At 49.1% G+C, this 17,359-nt stretch carries 16 protein-coding genes, 1 tRNA gene, 1 pseudogene and 1 riboswitch; of the genes and pseudogenes, 13 read left to right on the forward strand and 5 right to left on the reverse strand.

The annotated features are described in order from the left end of the window. Positions 1-5: 5 nt before the first annotated feature. Together A1sIIB76_RS01090 and trhA are read right to left on the reverse strand one after the other, a co-directional pair. The gene (locus A1sIIB76_RS01090) at positions 6-815 is read right to left on the reverse strand and encodes a hypothetical protein (protein WP_095693326.1); all 810 of its coding nucleotides are present in this window, start codon (positions 813-815) and stop codon (positions 6-8) included. A gap of 85 nt (positions 816-900) precedes the next feature. Continuing rightward, entirely contained in the window at positions 901-1,548 is a 648-nt protein-coding gene (gene trhA / locus A1sIIB76_RS01095) for a PAQR family membrane homeostasis protein TrhA (protein WP_095696755.1), read from the reverse strand. Positions 1,549-1,830: 282 nt separating this feature from the next. Between trhA and A1sIIB76_RS01100 the strand changes: the two genes are divergently transcribed. Then, entirely contained in the window at positions 1,831-2,592 is a 762-nt protein-coding gene (locus A1sIIB76_RS01100) for a bacteriorhodopsin-like (protein ID WP_095674415.1), read from the forward strand. 81 nt (positions 2,593-2,673) lie between these two features. Next, positions 2,674-2,925 (forward strand): hypothetical protein, encoded by a 252-nt coding sequence (locus tag A1sIIB76_RS01105; RefSeq protein WP_223298168.1) that lies wholly within the window; start codon positions 2,674-2,676, stop codon positions 2,923-2,925. 3 nt (positions 2,926-2,928) lie between these two features. On the opposite strand, the pseudogene A1sIIB76_RS01110 reads toward A1sIIB76_RS01105, so the two are convergent. The 3 genes and pseudogenes from A1sIIB76_RS01110 to A1sIIB76_RS01120 form a co-directional block, all read right to left on the reverse strand. Beyond that, positions 2,929-4,290, reverse strand: a pseudogene (locus tag A1sIIB76_RS01110) (bifunctional o-acetylhomoserine/o-acetylserine sulfhydrylase); the annotation flags it as partial. Then, positions 4,254-4,363: riboswitch (SAM riboswitch) on the reverse strand. It overlaps the preceding pseudogene by 37 nt. An 87-nt stretch (positions 4,364-4,450) precedes the next feature. Continuing rightward, a complete protein-coding gene (locus A1sIIB76_RS01115) occupies positions 4,451-4,783 on the reverse strand; it encodes a helix-hairpin-helix domain-containing protein (RefSeq protein ID WP_095693328.1) in 333 nt (110 codons plus the stop codon). 27 nt (positions 4,784-4,810) lie between these two features. Next, positions 4,811-4,892, reverse strand: a tRNA-Leu gene (locus tag A1sIIB76_RS01120). 104 nt (positions 4,893-4,996) lie between these two features. Between A1sIIB76_RS01120 and argS the strand changes: the two genes are divergently transcribed. From argS to A1sIIB76_RS01175, 11 genes are all read left to right on the forward strand, one after another. Continuing rightward, positions 4,997-6,667 carry an arginine--tRNA ligase gene (argS, locus tag A1sIIB76_RS01125; RefSeq protein ID WP_095696756.1) on the forward strand — a complete coding sequence of 557 codons (1,671 nt, stop codon included), beginning with the start codon at positions 4,997-4,999 and terminating at the stop codon, positions 6,665-6,667. Positions 6,668-6,670: 3 nt separating this feature from the next. After that, entirely contained in the window at positions 6,671-7,999 is a 1,329-nt protein-coding gene (lysA, locus tag A1sIIB76_RS01130) for a diaminopimelate decarboxylase (RefSeq protein WP_223298358.1), read from the forward strand. Positions 8,000-8,003: 4 nt separating this feature from the next. Then, complete coding sequence (locus tag A1sIIB76_RS01135) at positions 8,004-9,299, forward strand: homoserine dehydrogenase (RefSeq protein WP_095674419.1); 1,296 nt, start codon at positions 8,004-8,006, stop codon at positions 9,297-9,299. Continuing rightward, positions 9,299-10,387 carry a threonine synthase gene (gene thrC, locus A1sIIB76_RS01140; protein WP_095674420.1) on the forward strand — a complete coding sequence of 363 codons (1,089 nt, stop codon included), beginning with the start codon at positions 9,299-9,301 and terminating at the stop codon, positions 10,385-10,387. The genes A1sIIB76_RS01135 and thrC overlap by 1 nt, the downstream gene beginning before the upstream one ends. Before the next feature lie 3 nt (positions 10,388-10,390). Continuing rightward, positions 10,391-11,317, forward strand: coding sequence for a homoserine kinase (gene thrB, locus A1sIIB76_RS01145; protein ID WP_095696757.1), 927 nt, complete (start codon positions 10,391-10,393; stop codon positions 11,315-11,317). Between the two features lie 120 nt (positions 11,318-11,437). After that, entirely contained in the window at positions 11,438-13,006 is a 1,569-nt protein-coding gene (gene rho, locus A1sIIB76_RS01150) for a transcription termination factor Rho (RefSeq protein WP_095674422.1), read from the forward strand. Positions 13,007-13,132: 126 nt separating this feature from the next. After that, positions 13,133-13,348 carry a 50S ribosomal protein L31 gene (gene rpmE, locus A1sIIB76_RS01155; RefSeq protein ID WP_095674423.1) on the forward strand — a complete coding sequence of 72 codons (216 nt, stop codon included), beginning with the start codon at positions 13,133-13,135 and terminating at the stop codon, positions 13,346-13,348. A gap of 110 nt (positions 13,349-13,458) precedes the next feature. Beyond that, positions 13,459-14,541: a peptide chain release factor 1 gene (prfA, locus tag A1sIIB76_RS01160; RefSeq protein ID WP_095696758.1), complete on the forward strand. Its 1,083-nt coding sequence runs from the start codon at positions 13,459-13,461 to the stop codon at positions 14,539-14,541. Between the two features lie 21 nt (positions 14,542-14,562). After that, positions 14,563-15,417 carry a peptide chain release factor N(5)-glutamine methyltransferase gene (gene prmC, locus A1sIIB76_RS01165; RefSeq protein WP_095696759.1) on the forward strand — a complete coding sequence of 285 codons (855 nt, stop codon included), beginning with the start codon at positions 14,563-14,565 and terminating at the stop codon, positions 15,415-15,417. Between the two features lie 2 nt (positions 15,418-15,419). After that, on the forward strand, positions 15,420-16,061 hold the full coding sequence (locus A1sIIB76_RS01170; protein WP_095696760.1) for an L-threonylcarbamoyladenylate synthase: 642 nt from the start codon (positions 15,420-15,422) through the stop codon (positions 16,059-16,061). 34 nt (positions 16,062-16,095) lie between these two features. Further along, positions 16,096-17,358: a serine hydroxymethyltransferase gene (locus A1sIIB76_RS01175; RefSeq protein ID WP_095696761.1), complete on the forward strand. Its 1,263-nt coding sequence runs from the start codon at positions 16,096-16,098 to the stop codon at positions 17,356-17,358. Position 17,359: the final 1 nt, after the last annotated feature.

Raw genomic sequence — 17,359 nt, forward strand, 5'->3', positions numbered from 1 at the left:
ATCAATTACTTGCGCTTAGTAGCAGATTTCTTAACAGGGCGCTTTGCAGCAGATTTTTTAGTACGTTTAGGTGCGCTAATAGCCGCGCGTGTGCGCTTACTCTCCACGGCAATAGGAGCAGAACTTTTAATAGTTCCATCTTCATTTATTGCACTAGCAACTACATCGCTCATCTTACTTAAGCGAGCAAAGGCAGAATCTAATCGGTCACGAGATTGTGCGATTGCACTCTCGGCAGCAGATAACGCTTGAGTTTGCGAGCGATAGAGACGTTCAGTATCTGTGATGATCTCGGCAAGCCATGCTCGATACTCATTGACGTTCTCAGATGCTTCACCGATTACTCTCTCGGCTTCACGACGCGCAGCTGTGGCAAGTGCAGCAGCTTCGCGGCGTTTACTCTCCATAACTAGATCTGCCTCACGACTTGCCTCACGAATCAGTTCGGCTGCCTCAAGTTCAGCTACGGAAATATATTTACGCCCTCGAGTTTCAGCTCCAGCCAGGACGCTTCGTGCCTTGTTCTCAGCACCCTCAAGAACATCTTTAGCGGTACGTGATGATTCAGAAATGACACGGTCGGCAGTGGAAAGTGCCTTTGCCTCGCGAGCTTGCGCTGATTTGATCATCGCCATTGCTGTTTCGGTGGCAAGGATTTCAAACTCTTCCCTAGTAAGACCAGTGATGTCGCGACGTGAACGTAGATCAGCTAATTGAGACTCAAGATCACGAATGCGATCAACCGGGTTGGCAATAGGTTCACGATCGGTTTCTTCACGGAAACCCACCCAGTTGCGGAAATTCTTCTCTGCCATTGTGAGAACTCTCATTCGCGGTATCGAATCGGATATTTATCACCAGGCTCTACGCCCCGTGAGAGACCTAGATTAGGGCATTGCGCTACTTTCGGTAAATGGCGAAAGAGACCGCTAGGTACTGCGAAATCCATGCCGCAAGCACAAAGATGTGAAAAAGCTCGTGGAAACCAAAGTACTTGGCGTTGCGCCCCGGCAATTTCAAGGCGTAAAAAATCGCCCCGATGGAGTAGAGAAGTCCCCCGATAAGAATAGGAATTAACACCCATAAACCACCCTCGCGATAAAGCTGGGGGGTATAGATGATGGCAACCCATCCGAGTACTAAGTAGTTGGCAACATAGAGCCAACGCGGTGCGCCCACCCAAAAAACGCGGATGGCCACGCCAAATATTGCGCCAATCCAAATCACTGCCAGCAAAATATTTCTATCGCGGGCGCCAAGAAGAGCAACGGCAAAGGGCGTGTAAGAACCAGCAATCAGTAAATTGATATTGGCATGATCCCAGCGGCGCCATATCTTCTTCTTCCTAGGCACCCAGGGCACGCGGTGATACACAGCCGAAACGCTAAAGAGCATGATTGCCGTAATGGAGTAGAGCGCGACAGCAAACCGCAAGGATTCACGGCTGAGAATAAAGAGAACGAGTGAAGCGATGATGACTACCGGGGTGGCACCGAGGTGAAACCAACCGCGCAGTTTGGGAGGCCGGACTTCGGGATCGGCACTCATAGTAGGAAGCCTAGGGCTTTTATCGGCAATCTACTTACCCACCAGTAATGCAGGGCTAGCTGGGAGGGTGAGCGGTAAATTATGGATTTATTTTACTAAATCACGCTCAGAAGCCTTAAAAAAATGCAAAACACTTGCACATAAGGGGTGCGTATTCGCCCGGTTTGGCGCACAATATTGTCTGTCGGTGGTCGCTGGGGTTCCTCGAGGATTCCAATTGCCATATCCCGAACGTGCGGACCGCCCGGTCTGCATAGATAAGCACTCACGGAGGCTTAATACATGTCAGTAACACTCGACAGCAACCAATGGAACCTCGTTTATAACGTATTTTCATTCGGTTTGATCTCAATGATCGCATGCACAATCTATACCCTCGTATCACAGTCACGCGTACTTCCTAAGTACCGTAACGCTCTTGTAATGTCATCAATGGTTACATTCATTGCTGGCTACCACTACTGGCGTATCTTCAACTCATTTGGCGAGTCATCAGAAGGCATGATGGTTAACGTTTCAGGTGAGCAGGGCGCATTCAACGAGGCATACCGCTACGTTGACTGGCTTCTAACTGTTCCACTACTTCTAGTTGAAGTTATTGCTGTATTGGCACTTGCTAAGGAACTTTCAAAGTCACTTATCACTCGCCTTGTACCAGCTTCAGCTGCGATGATCGCACTTGGTTACCCAGGTGAAATTTCATCAGACCAGAACACACAGGTTCTTTACGGTGTTCTTTCAACAATCCCATTCATCTACATCCTCTACGTACTATTCGTAGAGCTTGGTAAGTCACTCGATCGCCAGCCAGCTGGCGTTGCTGAGACAGTTGGACGTCTACGTCTGCTTCTCATCGCAACATGGGGTGTTTACCCAATCGCGTACATCTTCAACATCGTTGGTGATGCTTCAGCATCATCATTCGTAACTGTTCAGGTTGGATACACAATCGCAGACGTTCTTGCGAAGTGCGTATTCGGTCTAACAATCTTGAAGATCGCTCGCATGAAGTCACATGCTGAAGGCATGCCAGCAGATCACTAATTACTCATACTAATTAGGGAAGGGCGTCGGGAAACCGGCGCCCTTCTGCTTTCCCAGCACAACCTGCATTACTATCAAGGCATGAACATTGCACGAGTAAATAATTTCCGAATGGGCGCTTATGCCGCCCTCGCTATTGGCCTCATCAATCTGCGATATCAAACTGGGGCTGATGGCAATCTTCTTAAGAGCTTCGTTTTATTCGGACCAGGACTTGCACTACTTCTCATTTCATTCACGCAGCCCGGCAAAATGTGGCTACAAAGCAAGACCGCCGCAGCGATCGGAATCGTATGCGGCGGCCTGCTTCTTGCTTACAGTTTTTTAATCTAGTTCCTAACCCTTTGTCGCTTTAAACCCAGCTTCAAGGTCAGCCTTGATATCAACAATGTTTTCAAGTCCAAGGCTTAGACGTACAAGTCCTGGAGTTACTCCTGCTTCCAACTGCTCTTGCGGTGAGAGCTGAGAGTGTGTGGTTGTTGCAGGATGGATAACAAGTGAACGCACATCACCAATATTGGCAACATGGCTAAAGAGTTCTAGTGACTCAACGAACTTCTTGCCAGCTTCAATTCCGGCTTTGAGTTCGAATGAAAGCACCGCACCTGATCCCTTTGGTGTGTACTTCTTAGCAAGTGCATGCCATGGTGAGGATGCCAGGCTTGCATAGTGAACTTTCTCAACATCTGGGTGTGCTTCAAGCCATGTTGCAACAGCCTGAGCATTTTCAAGATGGCGTTCCATGCGCAGTGAAAGAGTTTCAAGTCCTTGCGCGAGTAACCATGCATTAAATGGTGATACTGCAGCTCCTACATCGCGTAGCAACTGAAGACGTATCTTGAAGATGTATGAAAGGTTTGCACCAAATGCTGAACCTACACCGAGTGCTTGAGAGAACACCAAGCCGTGATAACTTGGATCTGGCTTATTAAAGCCAGGGAAGCGATCTTGATGTTGTGCGTAGTCAAACTTTCCAGCATCAATGATTGCGCCAACAACTGCATTTCCGTGACCAGATAGGAACTTAGTCGCTGAGTGCACCACTACATCTGCACCAAATTCAATTGGCTTAATGAGGTATGGAGTTGCAACCGTATTATCAACAATCAGTGGAACCCCAACTGAGTGAGCGATATCGGCAATCGTTTTAATATCGAGAATTTCATTCTTAGGGTTGGCAATCGTCTCACCAAAGAATGCCTTGGTATTTGGCTTTACCGCCTTCTTCCATGACTCTGGATTATTTGGATCATCAACGAAAGTTACTTCGATACCAAACTTTGGAAGCGTGTAGTGGAAGAGGTTATACGTTCCGCCATACAAGCTTGGGCTAGAGACGATGTGGTCTCCGGCTTCGGCAACGTTAAGAACTGCAAATGTAGTTGCAGCAGAACCTGATGCGAGTAGCAGTGCTGCTACACCACCTTCAAGTGCGGCAAGTCTTTGCTCCACTGCATCTTGAGTTGGATTCATGATGCGGGTGTAAATATTTCCTAGTTCAGCGAGTCCAAAAAGGTTTGCCGCATGTGTGGTGTCGCGGAACTGATAGGCCGTAGTTTGATAAAGCGGAAGTGCGCGCGCACCTGTTGTTGGATCTGCTGTTTGCCCTGCATGAATCTGCAGAGTTTCAAATGACCAATTGTTAGACATAGTTATCTCCATCGCAGTAGATGTCAGATGATTATTCTGACCAGTTCGTCACCCGGAGCACCCCACCGCGGTGGAGGGTTGCCGTCTACTAAGCCGGGGCTAATACGTAGAACTCGTGAACTGCCAGAATATTAACTCGGAAGAAATCAAATGCAAAGTTGCGAGTATCTGCTCTTTGCAAACCCCTTGCAACTCCTTTGCAGGGGACTTATTTTCTAAAGGAGAGGTCTTTCTTCTTCATCTCTGAGATGAGTATCCGAATTGCATTGGGTCCCATGCCATGTAAGTCCTTGACCAGATCGAGCGAGACTTTTCTTAGGTCACTTAATTTATAGAGACCTTCATCAATGAGTGCTCGTCGTGCTGGAGCTGCTAACCCGATTTCTCGCCATGGCCCATCGACTTCGGCATAGGCATCGAGATCTGCTTCACCGCGCACATTCTCGTTCTGGCTTACAGCTCGAGCCGCTTTTCTTGCAGCGGCCGCGCGCATGGCTTCACCGCGTAACTTTTTGATTTTTGCCGGTGATTGTTTAGCCATGGCTAATCCTGATACTCCTGATAGATCTGGTGCGGGAGGCGGGACTTGAACCCGCACGCCGAAGCACAAGTTCCTAAGACTTGCGTGTCTGCCATTTCACCACTCCCGCGTATCGCAAAGATTTCTCATCGCGATATGGGAGAAGGTTACGGGCAACTGGCCCTTGTCACCAAATAACGACGAGCCTAAGCGTGCAACCGGTAACCTTGCACAATGTCGCGCAATGAAAATACTTCAGCAGCCTCACTTGCCGACCAACTTGCCCTCGATATCCAGGCGGTCATAGCCGCATCATTTGCCCGAGGAGAAATCTCCGGCGAGGTTCCGGCTGTCATCACACTGGAGCGCCCAAAGAATCGTGATCACGGCGATTACGCCACATCAATCGCGCTGCAGTTAGCAAAGGCAGCCGGCAAGAACCCGCGTGAGATTGCCACAATTTTGCAGGCAGCGATCACATCGATTGCAGGTGTAGTCAAAGTTGATATCGCTGGACCTGGCTTCATCAATATCACTCTTGACCGCGCAAGCCAGGCTGAACTTGTTCGCACAATTCTTAGCGCTGGCAGCAAGTACGGCCGCGGCTCTGTCCTGCAGGGAGTGAGAATTAACCTTGAGTTTATTAGCGCTAACCCAACCGGGCCACTGCACCTCGGTCACACCAGATGGGCAGCAGTCGGTGATGCACTAGGTCGAGTATTAAGTGCGGCCGGGGCAGATGTCACGCGCGAGTTTTATATCAATGACCGCGGACGCCAGATGGATTTATTTGGCCAATCTGTGCAAGCCGCAGCCCAAGGAAATCCGATTCCAGACGATGGATATCAGGGGCAATACATTGGAGATCTGGCGAAGGAAGTCGTTGCTGCCAATCCTGGCATAACTTCATCAGAAGAGTTTCGGGAAGCTGCTTATCAGGTGCAGTTAGCCCAACAACAGCAAGTTTTAGAAACTTTTCACACTTCATTTGATGTCTGGTTCTCAGAACGTTCATTACACGAATCTGGCGCCGTTGAACATGGCGTTGATAAATTGCGCTCGCAAGGACATGTCTTTGAAGTAGATGGCGCAGTGTGGCTTCGCACGACAGATTTCGGCGATGATAAAGACCGCGTCATTATTAAGGCAGATGGTGAGCTCACATACTTTGCATCTGATACTGCTTATTACATCAACAAGCGAGAACGCGGATTTGATATCTGTATTTATATGCTGGGCGCAGACCATCACGGATATATCCAACGCTTGAAAGCCACCGCTGCATGCGCAGGGGATAACCCCGAATACAACATTGATGTTCTTATTGGTCAGCTGGTAAAAATTATGGAAGGTGGGCAAGAGGTAAAGCTTTCTAAGCGCGCCGGCACCATCATCACGCTCGAAGAACTTGTGGAGAAAGTGGGCGTTGATGCGGCGAGATACACACTCATTCGTTATCCGGTAGATACGCCGATGGTGATGGATATCGATGTGCTGCGCCGAAACACTAATGAGAATCCTGTTTATTACGTGCAGTACGCACATGCAAGAATTGCTGCGGTATTGCGTAATACTGCCGAACTTGGCATTAAATCTGACCTTGCTTCCTTTGATCCATCGCAACTCACACACGATCGCGAAAATGAGCTTCTTGGCGCCCTCTCAGATTTCCCACGCATCGTTGCTAGCGCTGCAGAATTCCGTGAGCCACATCGGGTTGCGCGTTATCTCGAAGAGTTAGCCGGCGTTTATCACGGCTTCTATGCCGATTGCCGCGTGCTTCCGCTGGGCGATGAAGCAATCGCACCTATTCATTCTGCGCGAGCAGCGCTCTGTGCTGCGACAATGCAGGTACTTGCAAATGGTCTTGATCTCCTAGGTGTATCAGCACCGGAAAGGATGTAAGTAATGAGTACACACATGTGGTCGCAGAACGCATCCTTATCTGGTGGAACACTGTCTCTTGCTGGAATTTCAGCGGCGCAATTAGCAAAAGAATTCGGCACACCAACATTCTTCCTCGATGAAGGTGCGTATCGTGCCCGCGCACTTGCCTGGCATAACGGCCTGCAAAGTGAATTTGGGCCACAGGCCGGAACTATCTACTACGCAGCAAAGTCATTTATCTGTACTGCTGTTGCGCAATGGATCAGTGAAATCGGAATTGGTATCGATGTCTGCACTGGCGGGGAACTCGCAGTTGCCCTCGCTGGCGGAATCAATCCAGCAAAGATTGAAGTACATGGCAACAATAAATCTGTTGCGGAAATCGACCGCGCAGTTTCTATTGGAGTTAAGACAATTGTGATGGATTCACTCTTTGAAATTGAGCGCGTGGCAGCGGCTGCTCGCAAGCACGGCGTGCGCCAAGGGGTCATGCTTCGGCTCACACCTGGCATCGAAGCCCACACTCACGAAAAGATTTCTACCGCTCATGAAGATGTGAAGTTTGGTTTCTCGATTGCATCAGGGGCGGCATGGCAGGCAGTGCAAGCTGTCGCAGAACATCCAGAGCTAGAGCTGCGTGGTGTGCATTGCCATATCGGTTCACAGATATTTGGAGTAGAGGCGCACGAGATAGCAACCGACCGACTTCTTGCCTTCATGGGTAAGTATCGCGACTCATATGGCGCACAACTTCCCGAACTTGATTTAGGCGGCGGATTCGGAATCGCTTATATAGATGGTGAAGTAACGGTTGAACCATCAGATGTATTGCCCGCGATTGGTGCTGCGGTGCGAGCGGCATGTGCCAAGTATTCACTTGATATTCCCGTGATCTCGCTGGAACCGGGTCGAAATATTGTGGGCCCAACAATGTTTACACTCTATGAAGTTGGCACTGTCAAAGATGTTGAACTAGAGGGTGGCACAGTGCGTAAATATGTTTCAGTCGATGGTGGCATGAGTGAAAATGCACGTACCGCACTTTACGATGCCGAATACACCGCTGTTATTGCCCAACGTGCATCAGCTGCGCCACATGTCTTATCAAGGCTTGTTGGAAAGCATTGCGAAACTGGCGACATCATTATTGCCAATATCCAACTTCCTTCAGATATTGCCCCAGGAGATCTCATTGCTACCCCGGCAACAGGTGCATATGGGCGCAGCATGGCGAGTAATTACAATCATGTGCCTAGACCACCAGTTGTTGCTGTAAAAGATGGAAAAGCACGCGTAATTGTTCGTCGAGAAAATGAGGCAGATCTGCTTGCTCTCGATGTGAAAGAATAGGCAGATGAGCCCAGCAGATAAACCCGTTCGCGTCGGCATGCTCGGCTGCGGTGTTGTGGGCAGCCAAGTAGCGCGTCTTCTCCTGGAAGATACTGCCGAACTCTCAACTCGTGCTGGGGTAAAGATTGAACTTACTCGTATCGCGGTGCGCACACTTAAGCCTTATCCAGGTTTAGATCCAGCGCTCTTTACAACCGATCCATTTTCTATTGTTAACGATCCTGAAATTGATCTCATAGTTGAAGTCATGGGTGGCATTGAGCCTGCCCGTGAACTTGCCATGTTGGCAATCAATAATCGCAAATCAATTGTGACAGCCAATAAAGCACTTCTTGCCAGCCATGGCGCAGACCTCTTTACTGCCGCTTATGCGAAAGGTGAAGACATCTACTACGAGGCATCGGTGGCTGGTGCGATTCCAATTATTCGACCACTCCGCGATTCTTTAGCCGGTGACTTTGTTACCCGCCTGATGGGAATTGTTAACGGCACAACAAATTACATTCTTACAAAGATGCATGAAGATAATCGCGAATTTGCTGATGCCCTAAAAGAGGCACAGGCACTTGGTTATGCCGAAGCAGATCCCACAGCAGATATTGAGGGATTCGATGCGGCTGCAAAGGCGGCAATTTTATCTGGACTTGCCTTCCACACTCGCGTCACTGTCGATGATGTTTATCGCGAGGGCATCTCACATATCACTCTGGAAGATGTCTCGATTGCAAAATCAATGAATCACGTTATTAAGTTACTTGCCATTGCAGAGCTCACACCGGCAGATGAAATCTCCGTGCGTGTTCACCCTGTCATGATTGATAAGAGTCACCCGCTTGCATCAGTGCGCGATGCCTTTAACGCAGTCTTTATCGAGGCAGAATCTGCTGGACCTCTCATGTTCTATGGCCGCGGTGCAGGTGGACAACCAACAGCATCAGCAATCTTGGGAGATATCGTTGCTGTGTCGCGCCATATTGCCCTGAATTCAATTGGGCAACGCGAAACTGATTATGCAGATCGCAATATAGCTCCGATTGAAACAACTAAGACAAAGTTCCTCATTCGCCTAGAAGTTGCCGATAAACCAGGTGTTCTAGCTGCAATCGCAAAGGTCTTTGCCGACCAAGGGGTATCGATTCAAACTGTCGATCAAAATGGCCGCAACGATGATGCTGAACTCATTGTCGTTACTCATAGAGCAACAGAAGGTGAACTCAAAGCAACTGTTGAAGCCTTAAAGAAGATGCCAATGGTGACAAAGATTTCAAGTGTGATTCGGGTAGAGGGAGCGATCTCCTAATGGGAATCTTCGCTAAGAAATCTGGCGCCCACCAGTGGCGCGGAGTGATTGAGGAATATCGCCATCGCCTGCCAGTCACTGCTAAGACTCCAATTTTTACTTTGCGCGAGGGTGGAACACCACTTATCTATGCCTGCGTGCTCTCGGAAATGCTCGGCAATAACGTCTGGGTAAAGTTTGAAGGCATTAATCCAACCGGTTCATTTAAAGATCGCGGAATGACAATGGCGATATCGAAGGCTGCCGAAGAGGGAGCTAAAGCTGTTATTTGTGCATCAACTGGAAATACATCTGCCGCAGCCGCTGCCTACGCCGTCAAAGCTGGCATGGTTCCGGCAGTTCTAATTCCCGAAGGCAAGATTGCACTCGGAAAACTGGCACAAGCTGTTGTGCATGGTGCAAAGTTGTTACAAGTCGATGGAAACTTTGATGATTGCTTGGTTTTAGCGCGCGATCTTTCCGAGCACTATCCAGTATCGCTAGTGAACTCCGTTAATCCCTATCGCATCGAAGGACAAAAGACAGCCGCTTTTGAAGTAGTCGATATGTTGGGTGATGCGCCAGATATTCACACAATGCCAGTCGGTAATGCCGGAAATATCACTGCATATTGGAAGGGCTATAACGAATATCGCAACGACAAGATTTCATCGAGATTGCCACAGATGTGGGGATTTCAAGCAGCAGGGGCGGCGCCTCTTGTGACCGGAACTCCGGTAGCAAAGCCAGAGACAATTGCCACTGCAATCAGAATTGGTAACCCTGCGTCATGGGATCAAGCAATCGCTGCCCGCGATGAATCAGGTGGGCTTATTGATTCGGTCACAGATGAAGAAATTCTCGCTGCCTATCACTTGCTAGCAGCGCGCGAAGGAATCTTCTGCGAGCCATCTTCGGCAGCTGGCCTTGCTGGACTTATCAAGTATAAGAACGCAGGAAAGCTGCCGAAAGATAAAACAATTGTTATTACCTGCACAGGTAACGGTCTTAAAGATATTCCGTGGGCCCTTGAGGGCGCATCAGATCCTGTAGTAGTTCCGGTAAACGCTGATGCTGCCGCAAAAGCGCTCGGCTTGGTAAAGAAGTAACTCATGGCTAAACCAACTTTTAAAGCGAATCCGATTCAGGTACAGGTTCCGGCAACTTCTGCCAACGTGGGTCCGGGATTTGATTCCATCGCCTTAGCCTTTGCTATGCACGATCGTTATGTCGCGCAGGTTCTTGATGAACCAGGCCTTGATATTGATGTCACTGGCGAAGGCGCTGACGACGTTCCGCGCACAGATAAGAACTTACTTGTGAAAGCAATCTATAAAGGTTTTGATTTCTTAGGTGGAAGACCAAAAGGCGTTGCAGTTCGTGCACTCAATGTCATTCCTCATGGTCGCGGACTTGGTTCCTCAGCATCTGCAATTATCGGCGGGCTTGTTTTAGCAAGAGCGCTCGTGCTCACTGGCACAGATAAAATGAGCGATGAGGCACTTCTTAACCTTGCAAGCGAGATGGAAGGCCATCCGGATAATGTGGCAGCCGCTCTCTATGGTGGCGCAACTGTTGCCTGGAAAGACGTTGTGAATGGAAAAGAAGTAGCGCACGCAATTCAGATTCCGGTAGATCTTCGTATTCGTGCCATGGCATTCATCCCTAGTACAACTCTTGCAACTAAGAAAGCCCGCACACTCTTGCCTTCATCAATTCCATTTGCAGATGCCCAACGCAACAGCACCAACACGGCGCTACTCATGCACGCGCTGACTATTCGTCCAGATCTATTGTTCTCGGCAACAGAGGATTTCTTGCATCAGTCATATCGAAGTGATGCCATGCCAGCCTCATTTGCACTGATGTCAAAGTTACGAGCTGCCGGAGTTGCAGCCTTTATCTCTGGTGCGGGTCCGACAGTGATGGCTTTACATGCTGGCGACCAGGAAGAGAGTGAACAGCTGCGCCGTGCTGGAGGCGCTGCATTTGAAGGTAAATCTCTGGAAATTGCTCCTCGTGGAGCCAGCCTGCTATAGTTTTACCATCAGTTCGACCCGGTAAGTAAGGGCAGAGTAAGAATTGATAAATCCAAGAAGCTAAAGAAATTAACCCTGGGTTTCACTTATGTAGGTAAGCCCCAAACTGAAAAGAAATACATGACAACAACAGAACCAATTCGTTCCAGCAGCCCAGAGCTCTCAGCGATGACCCTTCCTAAATTAAAGGAAGTTGCGTCTCAACTCGGTATTGATAACGCTGCCAAGCTAAAAAAGGATGCACTCGTAACAGCAATCGCAGATCTCCAGGCGTCAAACCGCGAGGCAGCTAAGGCTGAGCGCGAAGCACGCCGGGAAGCTCGCAATGCAAAGAAGGGCAACCGCGAGAATAAGAATTCCGATAATTCAAATAACTCAGATGATGATGACGATGAAGATTCATCAGATAACAGCGCACCTCAGGACCGTAATTCAGGTGAGCGCGAAGACCGTGGTGGCCGTAACCGTGGACGCGACCGTAACCGTGGACGCGACCGCAATCGCGACCGTGGAAACCGGGAAGAGCGTGAGCCAGTAGTTGGTGAAGATGATGTTTTGGTTCCAGTAGGCGGACTCGTCGACATTATGGATAACTACTCATTTATTCGTACCGGTGGATACCTGCCAGGGCCAAATGATGTTTATGTTTCACAGGGACAAGTACGTAAGTACGGTCTTCGTAAAGGTGATGTTGTCACCGGACAGGTTCGCCAAGCACGCGAAGGTGAAACTCGTCAAAAGTACAACCCACTCATCACTCTTGAAACAATCAATGGCGCACCATATGAAGAAGCTCGCAACCGAGTTGAATTCGGCAAGCTTGTTCCGCTCTACCCACAAGAGCGTCTTCGCCTTGAGACAGAGCCAAATATTCTTACCACTCGCGTGATTGACTTGATCGCTCCGATTGGAAAAGGTCAGCGCGGACTTATTGTTTCGCCTCCTAAAGCGGGTAAGACCATGGTCTTGCAGGCAATTGCTAACGCGATTACAACAAACAACCCTGAGTGTCACCTCATGGTTGTGCTCGTTGATGAACGCCCAGAAGAAGTCACCGATATGCAGCGCAGCGTGAAGGGTGAAGTTATTGCTTCGACTTTCGACCGCCCAGCTGATGACCACACAACAATTGCCGAGCTTGCAATCGAGCGTGCGAAGCGTCTGGTTGAAATGGGTCACGATGTCGTAGTACTTCTTGACTCAATCACACGTCTTGGTCGCGCCTATAACATCGCAGCTCCAGCATCTGGCCGAATTCTTTCCGGTGGTGTTGATTCAGCAGCGCTCTATCCACCAAAGAAGTTCTTCGGTGCAGCTCGTAATATTGAAGATGGTGGATCGCTGACCATTCTTGCAACAGCTCTAGTTGATACCGGATCTCGTATGGATGAAGTGATCTTCGAAGAGTTCAAGGGAACCGGAAACATGGAACTCATCCTTGATCGCAGAATGGCCGATAAGCGAATCTTCCCAGCAGTTAACGTTGTTGCATCAGGTACACGTAAGGAAGAAATCCTTATGGGAACTGAAGAGCTCAACATTGTCTGGAAACTACGTCGTGTTCTGCACGCACTTGAACCACAGGCAGCACTTGAACTCTTGCTCGAGAAGATGAAGGGCACAAAGTCCAACGTTGAATTCTTGATGCAGATTCAGAAGACAACATCAGGACCGGACGACAGTAAGTAAGCTCACTTTCCCGCGTGGATTTTGTGGATTACTGCTTTTAAGAGAAGATTGACCCCTATTGCCACCCCATGGCGATGAACTGGTTCACCGTTAATCACGGACCCAGCCATAGAAAAGGAAAAGAAGATGAAGAAAGATATTCACCCAGAATATAAAGAGACCCAAGTAACCTGTGGTTGCGGTGAAAAGTTTGTCACCCGCTCAACAGTTGCAAGTGGATCTATCTACGTTGAAGTTTGCTCAGTCTGCCACCCGTTCTACACAGGTAAGCAGCGCATCCTTGACACCGGTGGACGCGTCGCTAAGTTCGAAGAGCGTTTCGGTAAAAAAGCAGCTAACTAGCTTTCCAAAGAGACCGCATCGCAGCCGAAAGGTTGCGGCGCGGTCTTTTTATTTCTCCAAAGAAACAAAAAGAGTTATTCAGAATTACGAGCGAGAAAGGATGAGGTCATATGGCTAACGATCGTTTTGCATCAGCACATGAGATGGTGCGTGAATATCAAGAACTTGAAACAAAGATGGCCGACCCATCCATCCATGAAGATCAAGGTAACGCCCGTAAATTAGGTCGTCGCTATGCCCAACTTGGTCCAGTCGTTGCTGGATTTAATGCGTGGAAATCTGCCGCAGATGATTTAGAGGCAGCAAAAGAGATGGCCGAAGATGATGCATCTTTCGCCTCTGAAATTCCGGCGATGCAGGAAACTGTTGAGGCGGCGGCGCAGAAGTTAGAAGAGTTGTTATTGCCGCGCGATCCTAACGATGACCGCGATGTCATTATTGAAGTCAAAGCTGGCGCTGGCGGAGATGAATCGGCGCTCTTTGCTGGCGATTTAGTACGTATGTATCAGCGCTATGCCGAAAAGCGTGGTTGGAAAATTGAAATTCTAGATATGAATGAATCAGAACTCGGTGGCTATAAAGATATTTCGATGGCGGTGAAATCAAAAGGAACGCCAGAGCCTGGAACAACACCGTATGCACGACTTAAATTTGAAGGCGGAGTACATCGCGTGCAACGGGTGCCAGAGACTGAGAGCCAAGGACGTATCCACACCTCAGCTGCCGGCGTACTTGTCTTGCCGGAAGCAGAAGAAGTTGATGTTGAGCTGAATATGAATGATGTGCGCGTAGATGTCTATCGCTCATCCGGTCCCGGAGGACAGTCGGTAAACACCACTGACTCTGCGGTGCGACTTACTCACGTTCCCACTGGCATTGTCGTTTCGTGTCAGAACGAGAAATCTCAACTACAGAATAAAGAATCAGCCCTTCGCATCTTGCGTGCTCGCCTTTTGGCCGATGCGCAAGAGAAGGCTGAAGCTGCTGCAATGGCCGAGCGCAAAAGCCAGGTGCGCACAGTTGATCGTTCTGAGCGAATTCGCACATATAACTACCCAGAGAACCGCCTGAGTGATCACCGCGTGAATTACAAAGCAAATAACTTAGATGCTGTCCTTAACGGTGAGCTAGATGAGGTTGTGCAAGCACTCCTCGATGCTGACAGAGCAGCAAAGCTCTCCGCTACTAACTAACGATAAAGCCTGGCGAAAACAATGGAACTTACCTTCAAAGAATTCTTACGAAGCGGTAAGGAGCAGTTATCAGCTGCAGGCTTTGCTGAGGTCGAAGCAGAACATCTCCTTGCACACACACTTGGCTTAACTCGCATGGATCTACATAACCCACTCACAGTTGAAAATGCACTGACTGCAATTGGAGATATTTCAATTGTGGAAGAGACTTTCTGGAAGCTACTTGATCGCAGATGTGCCAACGAACCTCTGCAATATCTCACTGGTGTTGCTTACTTTAGACATCTAGAGATCAAAGTCGGTCCTGGCGTTCTAGTGCCACGGCCTGAGAGTGAGTTACTCGTTGAATCAGTTCTTACCCATATTGAAAAGCTAAGTGGCGCTGTTAGCGTTGTTGATCTCGGTGCGGGTTCTGGCGCCCTTGCGCTAGCAATTGCTACCGAAGCGCCCAATACTCATGTGATTGCAGTAGAGAAGAGTGCAGAAGCAATTTACTGGCTGAAAGAGAACATCTCTTTTATTGATGAAAAAGTGCGCATAGTTGAATCAGATGTATCGACTGCACTCGATGGCGTGAAATGCGATGTGGTCATCGCAAATCCGCCATATATTGCTGACGGACAAGAGTTGCCAGCTGATGTGCGCGAGCACGAACCTGCAATAGCCCTCTTTGGTGGGGCAGATGGAATGAAAGCGCCAAGGCTTTTTATCGCAGCTAGCGCGCGGTTGCTTAAGCCTGGAGGATTCCTTGCAATTGAACATCATGAATCACAGGGTGATGAAATTGCTGCTGTACTAAATATTGATTTCCAAGATATTCTTCTGCATCAGGATTTAACTGGACGTCCGCGTTTTACCACCGCGGTGAGGAGATAACGATGGCTCCTCGGGTCGACCTTAAAAAAGGTGAAGCAAAGAACCATGTGGCAAAGGCTCTTAAATCTATTCGCGATGGTTACGTCATCGTGGTGCCAGCCGAGCATGGCTACATTTTTCTAGCGGATGCCTTCTCTCATTTTGCAGTGCGTGCGATGCATGTCTTGCGTGGTGATGAGCTAGGAATATCCGCCCAAGTTCTCTGTCATTCAGCCCAGACGGTGCAAGGCATTACGCGAGATGTGCCGGGCGATGCACAGAAATTGATGGATGAATTCTGGCCGGGCTTACTCTCACTTAATCTGGCACCTAACCGAGGACTTAATTGGGATCTTGGTGATGACAACTCACTTGATTTAATTAGCATCAGAGTTCCAAAATCACGTTTCCTGCGCGCTCTGCTTAAAGAGTCAGGTCCACTTGCCGCAGCTAGTGCTTCACCGGCAGGAGATGCACCGATGCTCGCAGTTGATCGCAGTGCAATCAAGAGCTGGGATGTTGCAACCGTATTTGATAACGGGGTGCTGAAATCAGGCCAGCCCACAACTGTGATTGAACAGAGAAATGGCGGACTTCACATCCTGCGCGAAGGCGCTATTTCGGCTGCCCAAGTGAGAAAAATCGCCCCGAGCGTTTCTGAATAGTCACTACCTACCAAGAACTATTAGGCTGACACCCATGTCCGAAACCTTCTATGGCCCAGATTTCACACTTCTTTCCAAGCAAGACCCTGATATTGCTGCGGTGTTGCTCTCGGAACTCAAGCGTCAACAGACCAATCTGCAACTGATTGCCTCCGAGAACTTCACATCACGCGCGGTACTCGCAGCCCTCGGTTCAACGCTATCGAATAAATATGCGGAAGGTTATCCGGGCAAGCGTTACTACGGTGGGTGTGAAGAAGTTGATAAGGCCGAGAATATTGCGATCGAGCGCGCACAGTCTCTCTTTGGTGCAGAGCATGCAAATGTGCAACCCCATTCAGGTGCGAGTGCAAATATCGCGGTCTATCAAGCATTTACTAAGCCAGGAGATACCGTCCTTGCGATGTCACTTCCACATGGTGGTCACCTGACCCACGGATCCAAAGTTAACTTTTCCGGTAAATGGTTCAACATCGTTTCTTACGGTGTGCGCCAAGACAATGAACTTATTGATTACGACGAGCTGCGCGACTTAGCTATTGCCAATAAGCCGAAGATGATTTGTTCAGGTGCAACGGCTTACCCATCGTTGATTGACTTTGAGAAAGTACGCGCAATCTGCGATGAAGTCGGTGCGATCATGTGGGTAGATGCTGCTCACTTCATTGGACTCGTTGCCGGTAAAGCGATTCCTTCACCTGTGCCATATGCAGATGTAGTTTCATTTACTACTCACAAAGTACTGCGCGGCCCACGTGGTGGAATGATTTTATCCAAGGCAGAGCACGCAGCAGCAATTGATAAGGCAGTCTTTCCTGGCATGCAGGGTGGACCAATCATGTCGGCAGTTGCAGGCAAAGCGATCGCACTTGCAGAGTGTGCAACTCCGGCCTATCAAAAGTATGCAAAAGATGTCATCGTCAACGCCCAGTCATTGGCCAAAGCCCTTGAAGCAGAAGGCATGCGCGCAGTTTCTGGTGGAACCCAGACCCACTTGGCGCTCATTGACATTCGCTCAACCGGGGTTAATGGAAAAGTAGCTGACGAGCGTTGTGGCGCAGCCGGCATAGTTCTTAATAAGAACTCAATTCCTTATGATCCAGAAGCACCATCAGTCACATCAGGTATTCGCGTGGGAACACCAGCAACTACAACGCAGGGAATGGGAACAGGGGAGATGAAGACAATCGCATCTCTGATTGCTCGCGCCATTAAGACAGATGATGCATCGGCACATGCTGCGATTAAATCTGAAGTCCACGCTCTTACCGCACGCTTTCCTATCTACGAGGCGTAAG

Source organism: Candidatus Planktophila versatilis, from assembly GCF_002288265.1.
Taxonomy (GTDB): Bacteria; Actinomycetota; Actinomycetes; order Nanopelagicales; family Nanopelagicaceae; genus Planktophila; species Planktophila versatilis.

Excerpts from the sequence above, each read along its gene's own strand:
- A1sIIB76_RS01090 (WP_095693326.1), bottom strand. The coding sequence starts at position 815 with ATGGCAGAGAAGAATTTCCGCAACTGGGTGGGTTTCCGTGAAGAAACC.
- trhA (WP_095696755.1), bottom strand. The coding sequence starts at position 1,548 with ATGAGTGCCGATCCCGAAGTCCGGCCTCCCAAACTGCGCGGTTGGTTT.
- A1sIIB76_RS01100 (WP_095674415.1), top strand. The coding sequence starts at position 1,831 with ATGTCAGTAACACTCGACAGCAACCAATGGAACCTCGTTTATAACGTA.
- A1sIIB76_RS01105 (WP_223298168.1), top strand. The coding sequence starts at position 2,674 with ATGAACATTGCACGAGTAAATAATTTCCGAATGGGCGCTTATGCCGCC.
- A1sIIB76_RS01115 (WP_095693328.1), bottom strand. The coding sequence starts at position 4,783 with ATGGCTAAACAATCACCGGCAAAAATCAAAAAGTTACGCGGTGAAGCC.
- argS (WP_095696756.1), top strand. The coding sequence starts at position 4,997 with ATGTCGCGCAATGAAAATACTTCAGCAGCCTCACTTGCCGACCAACTT.
- lysA (WP_223298358.1), top strand. The coding sequence starts at position 6,671 with ATGAGTACACACATGTGGTCGCAGAACGCATCCTTATCTGGTGGAACA.
- A1sIIB76_RS01135 (WP_095674419.1), top strand. The coding sequence starts at position 8,004 with ATGAGCCCAGCAGATAAACCCGTTCGCGTCGGCATGCTCGGCTGCGGT.
- thrC (WP_095674420.1), top strand. The coding sequence starts at position 9,299 with ATGGGAATCTTCGCTAAGAAATCTGGCGCCCACCAGTGGCGCGGAGTG.
- thrB (WP_095696757.1), top strand. The coding sequence starts at position 10,391 with ATGGCTAAACCAACTTTTAAAGCGAATCCGATTCAGGTACAGGTTCCG.
- rho (WP_095674422.1), top strand. The coding sequence starts at position 11,438 with ATGACAACAACAGAACCAATTCGTTCCAGCAGCCCAGAGCTCTCAGCG.
- rpmE (WP_095674423.1), top strand. The coding sequence starts at position 13,133 with ATGAAGAAAGATATTCACCCAGAATATAAAGAGACCCAAGTAACCTGT.
- prfA (WP_095696758.1), top strand. The coding sequence starts at position 13,459 with ATGGCTAACGATCGTTTTGCATCAGCACATGAGATGGTGCGTGAATAT.
- prmC (WP_095696759.1), top strand. The coding sequence starts at position 14,563 with ATGGAACTTACCTTCAAAGAATTCTTACGAAGCGGTAAGGAGCAGTTA.
- A1sIIB76_RS01170 (WP_095696760.1), top strand. The coding sequence starts at position 15,420 with ATGGCTCCTCGGGTCGACCTTAAAAAAGGTGAAGCAAAGAACCATGTG.
- A1sIIB76_RS01175 (WP_095696761.1), top strand. The coding sequence starts at position 16,096 with ATGTCCGAAACCTTCTATGGCCCAGATTTCACACTTCTTTCCAAGCAA.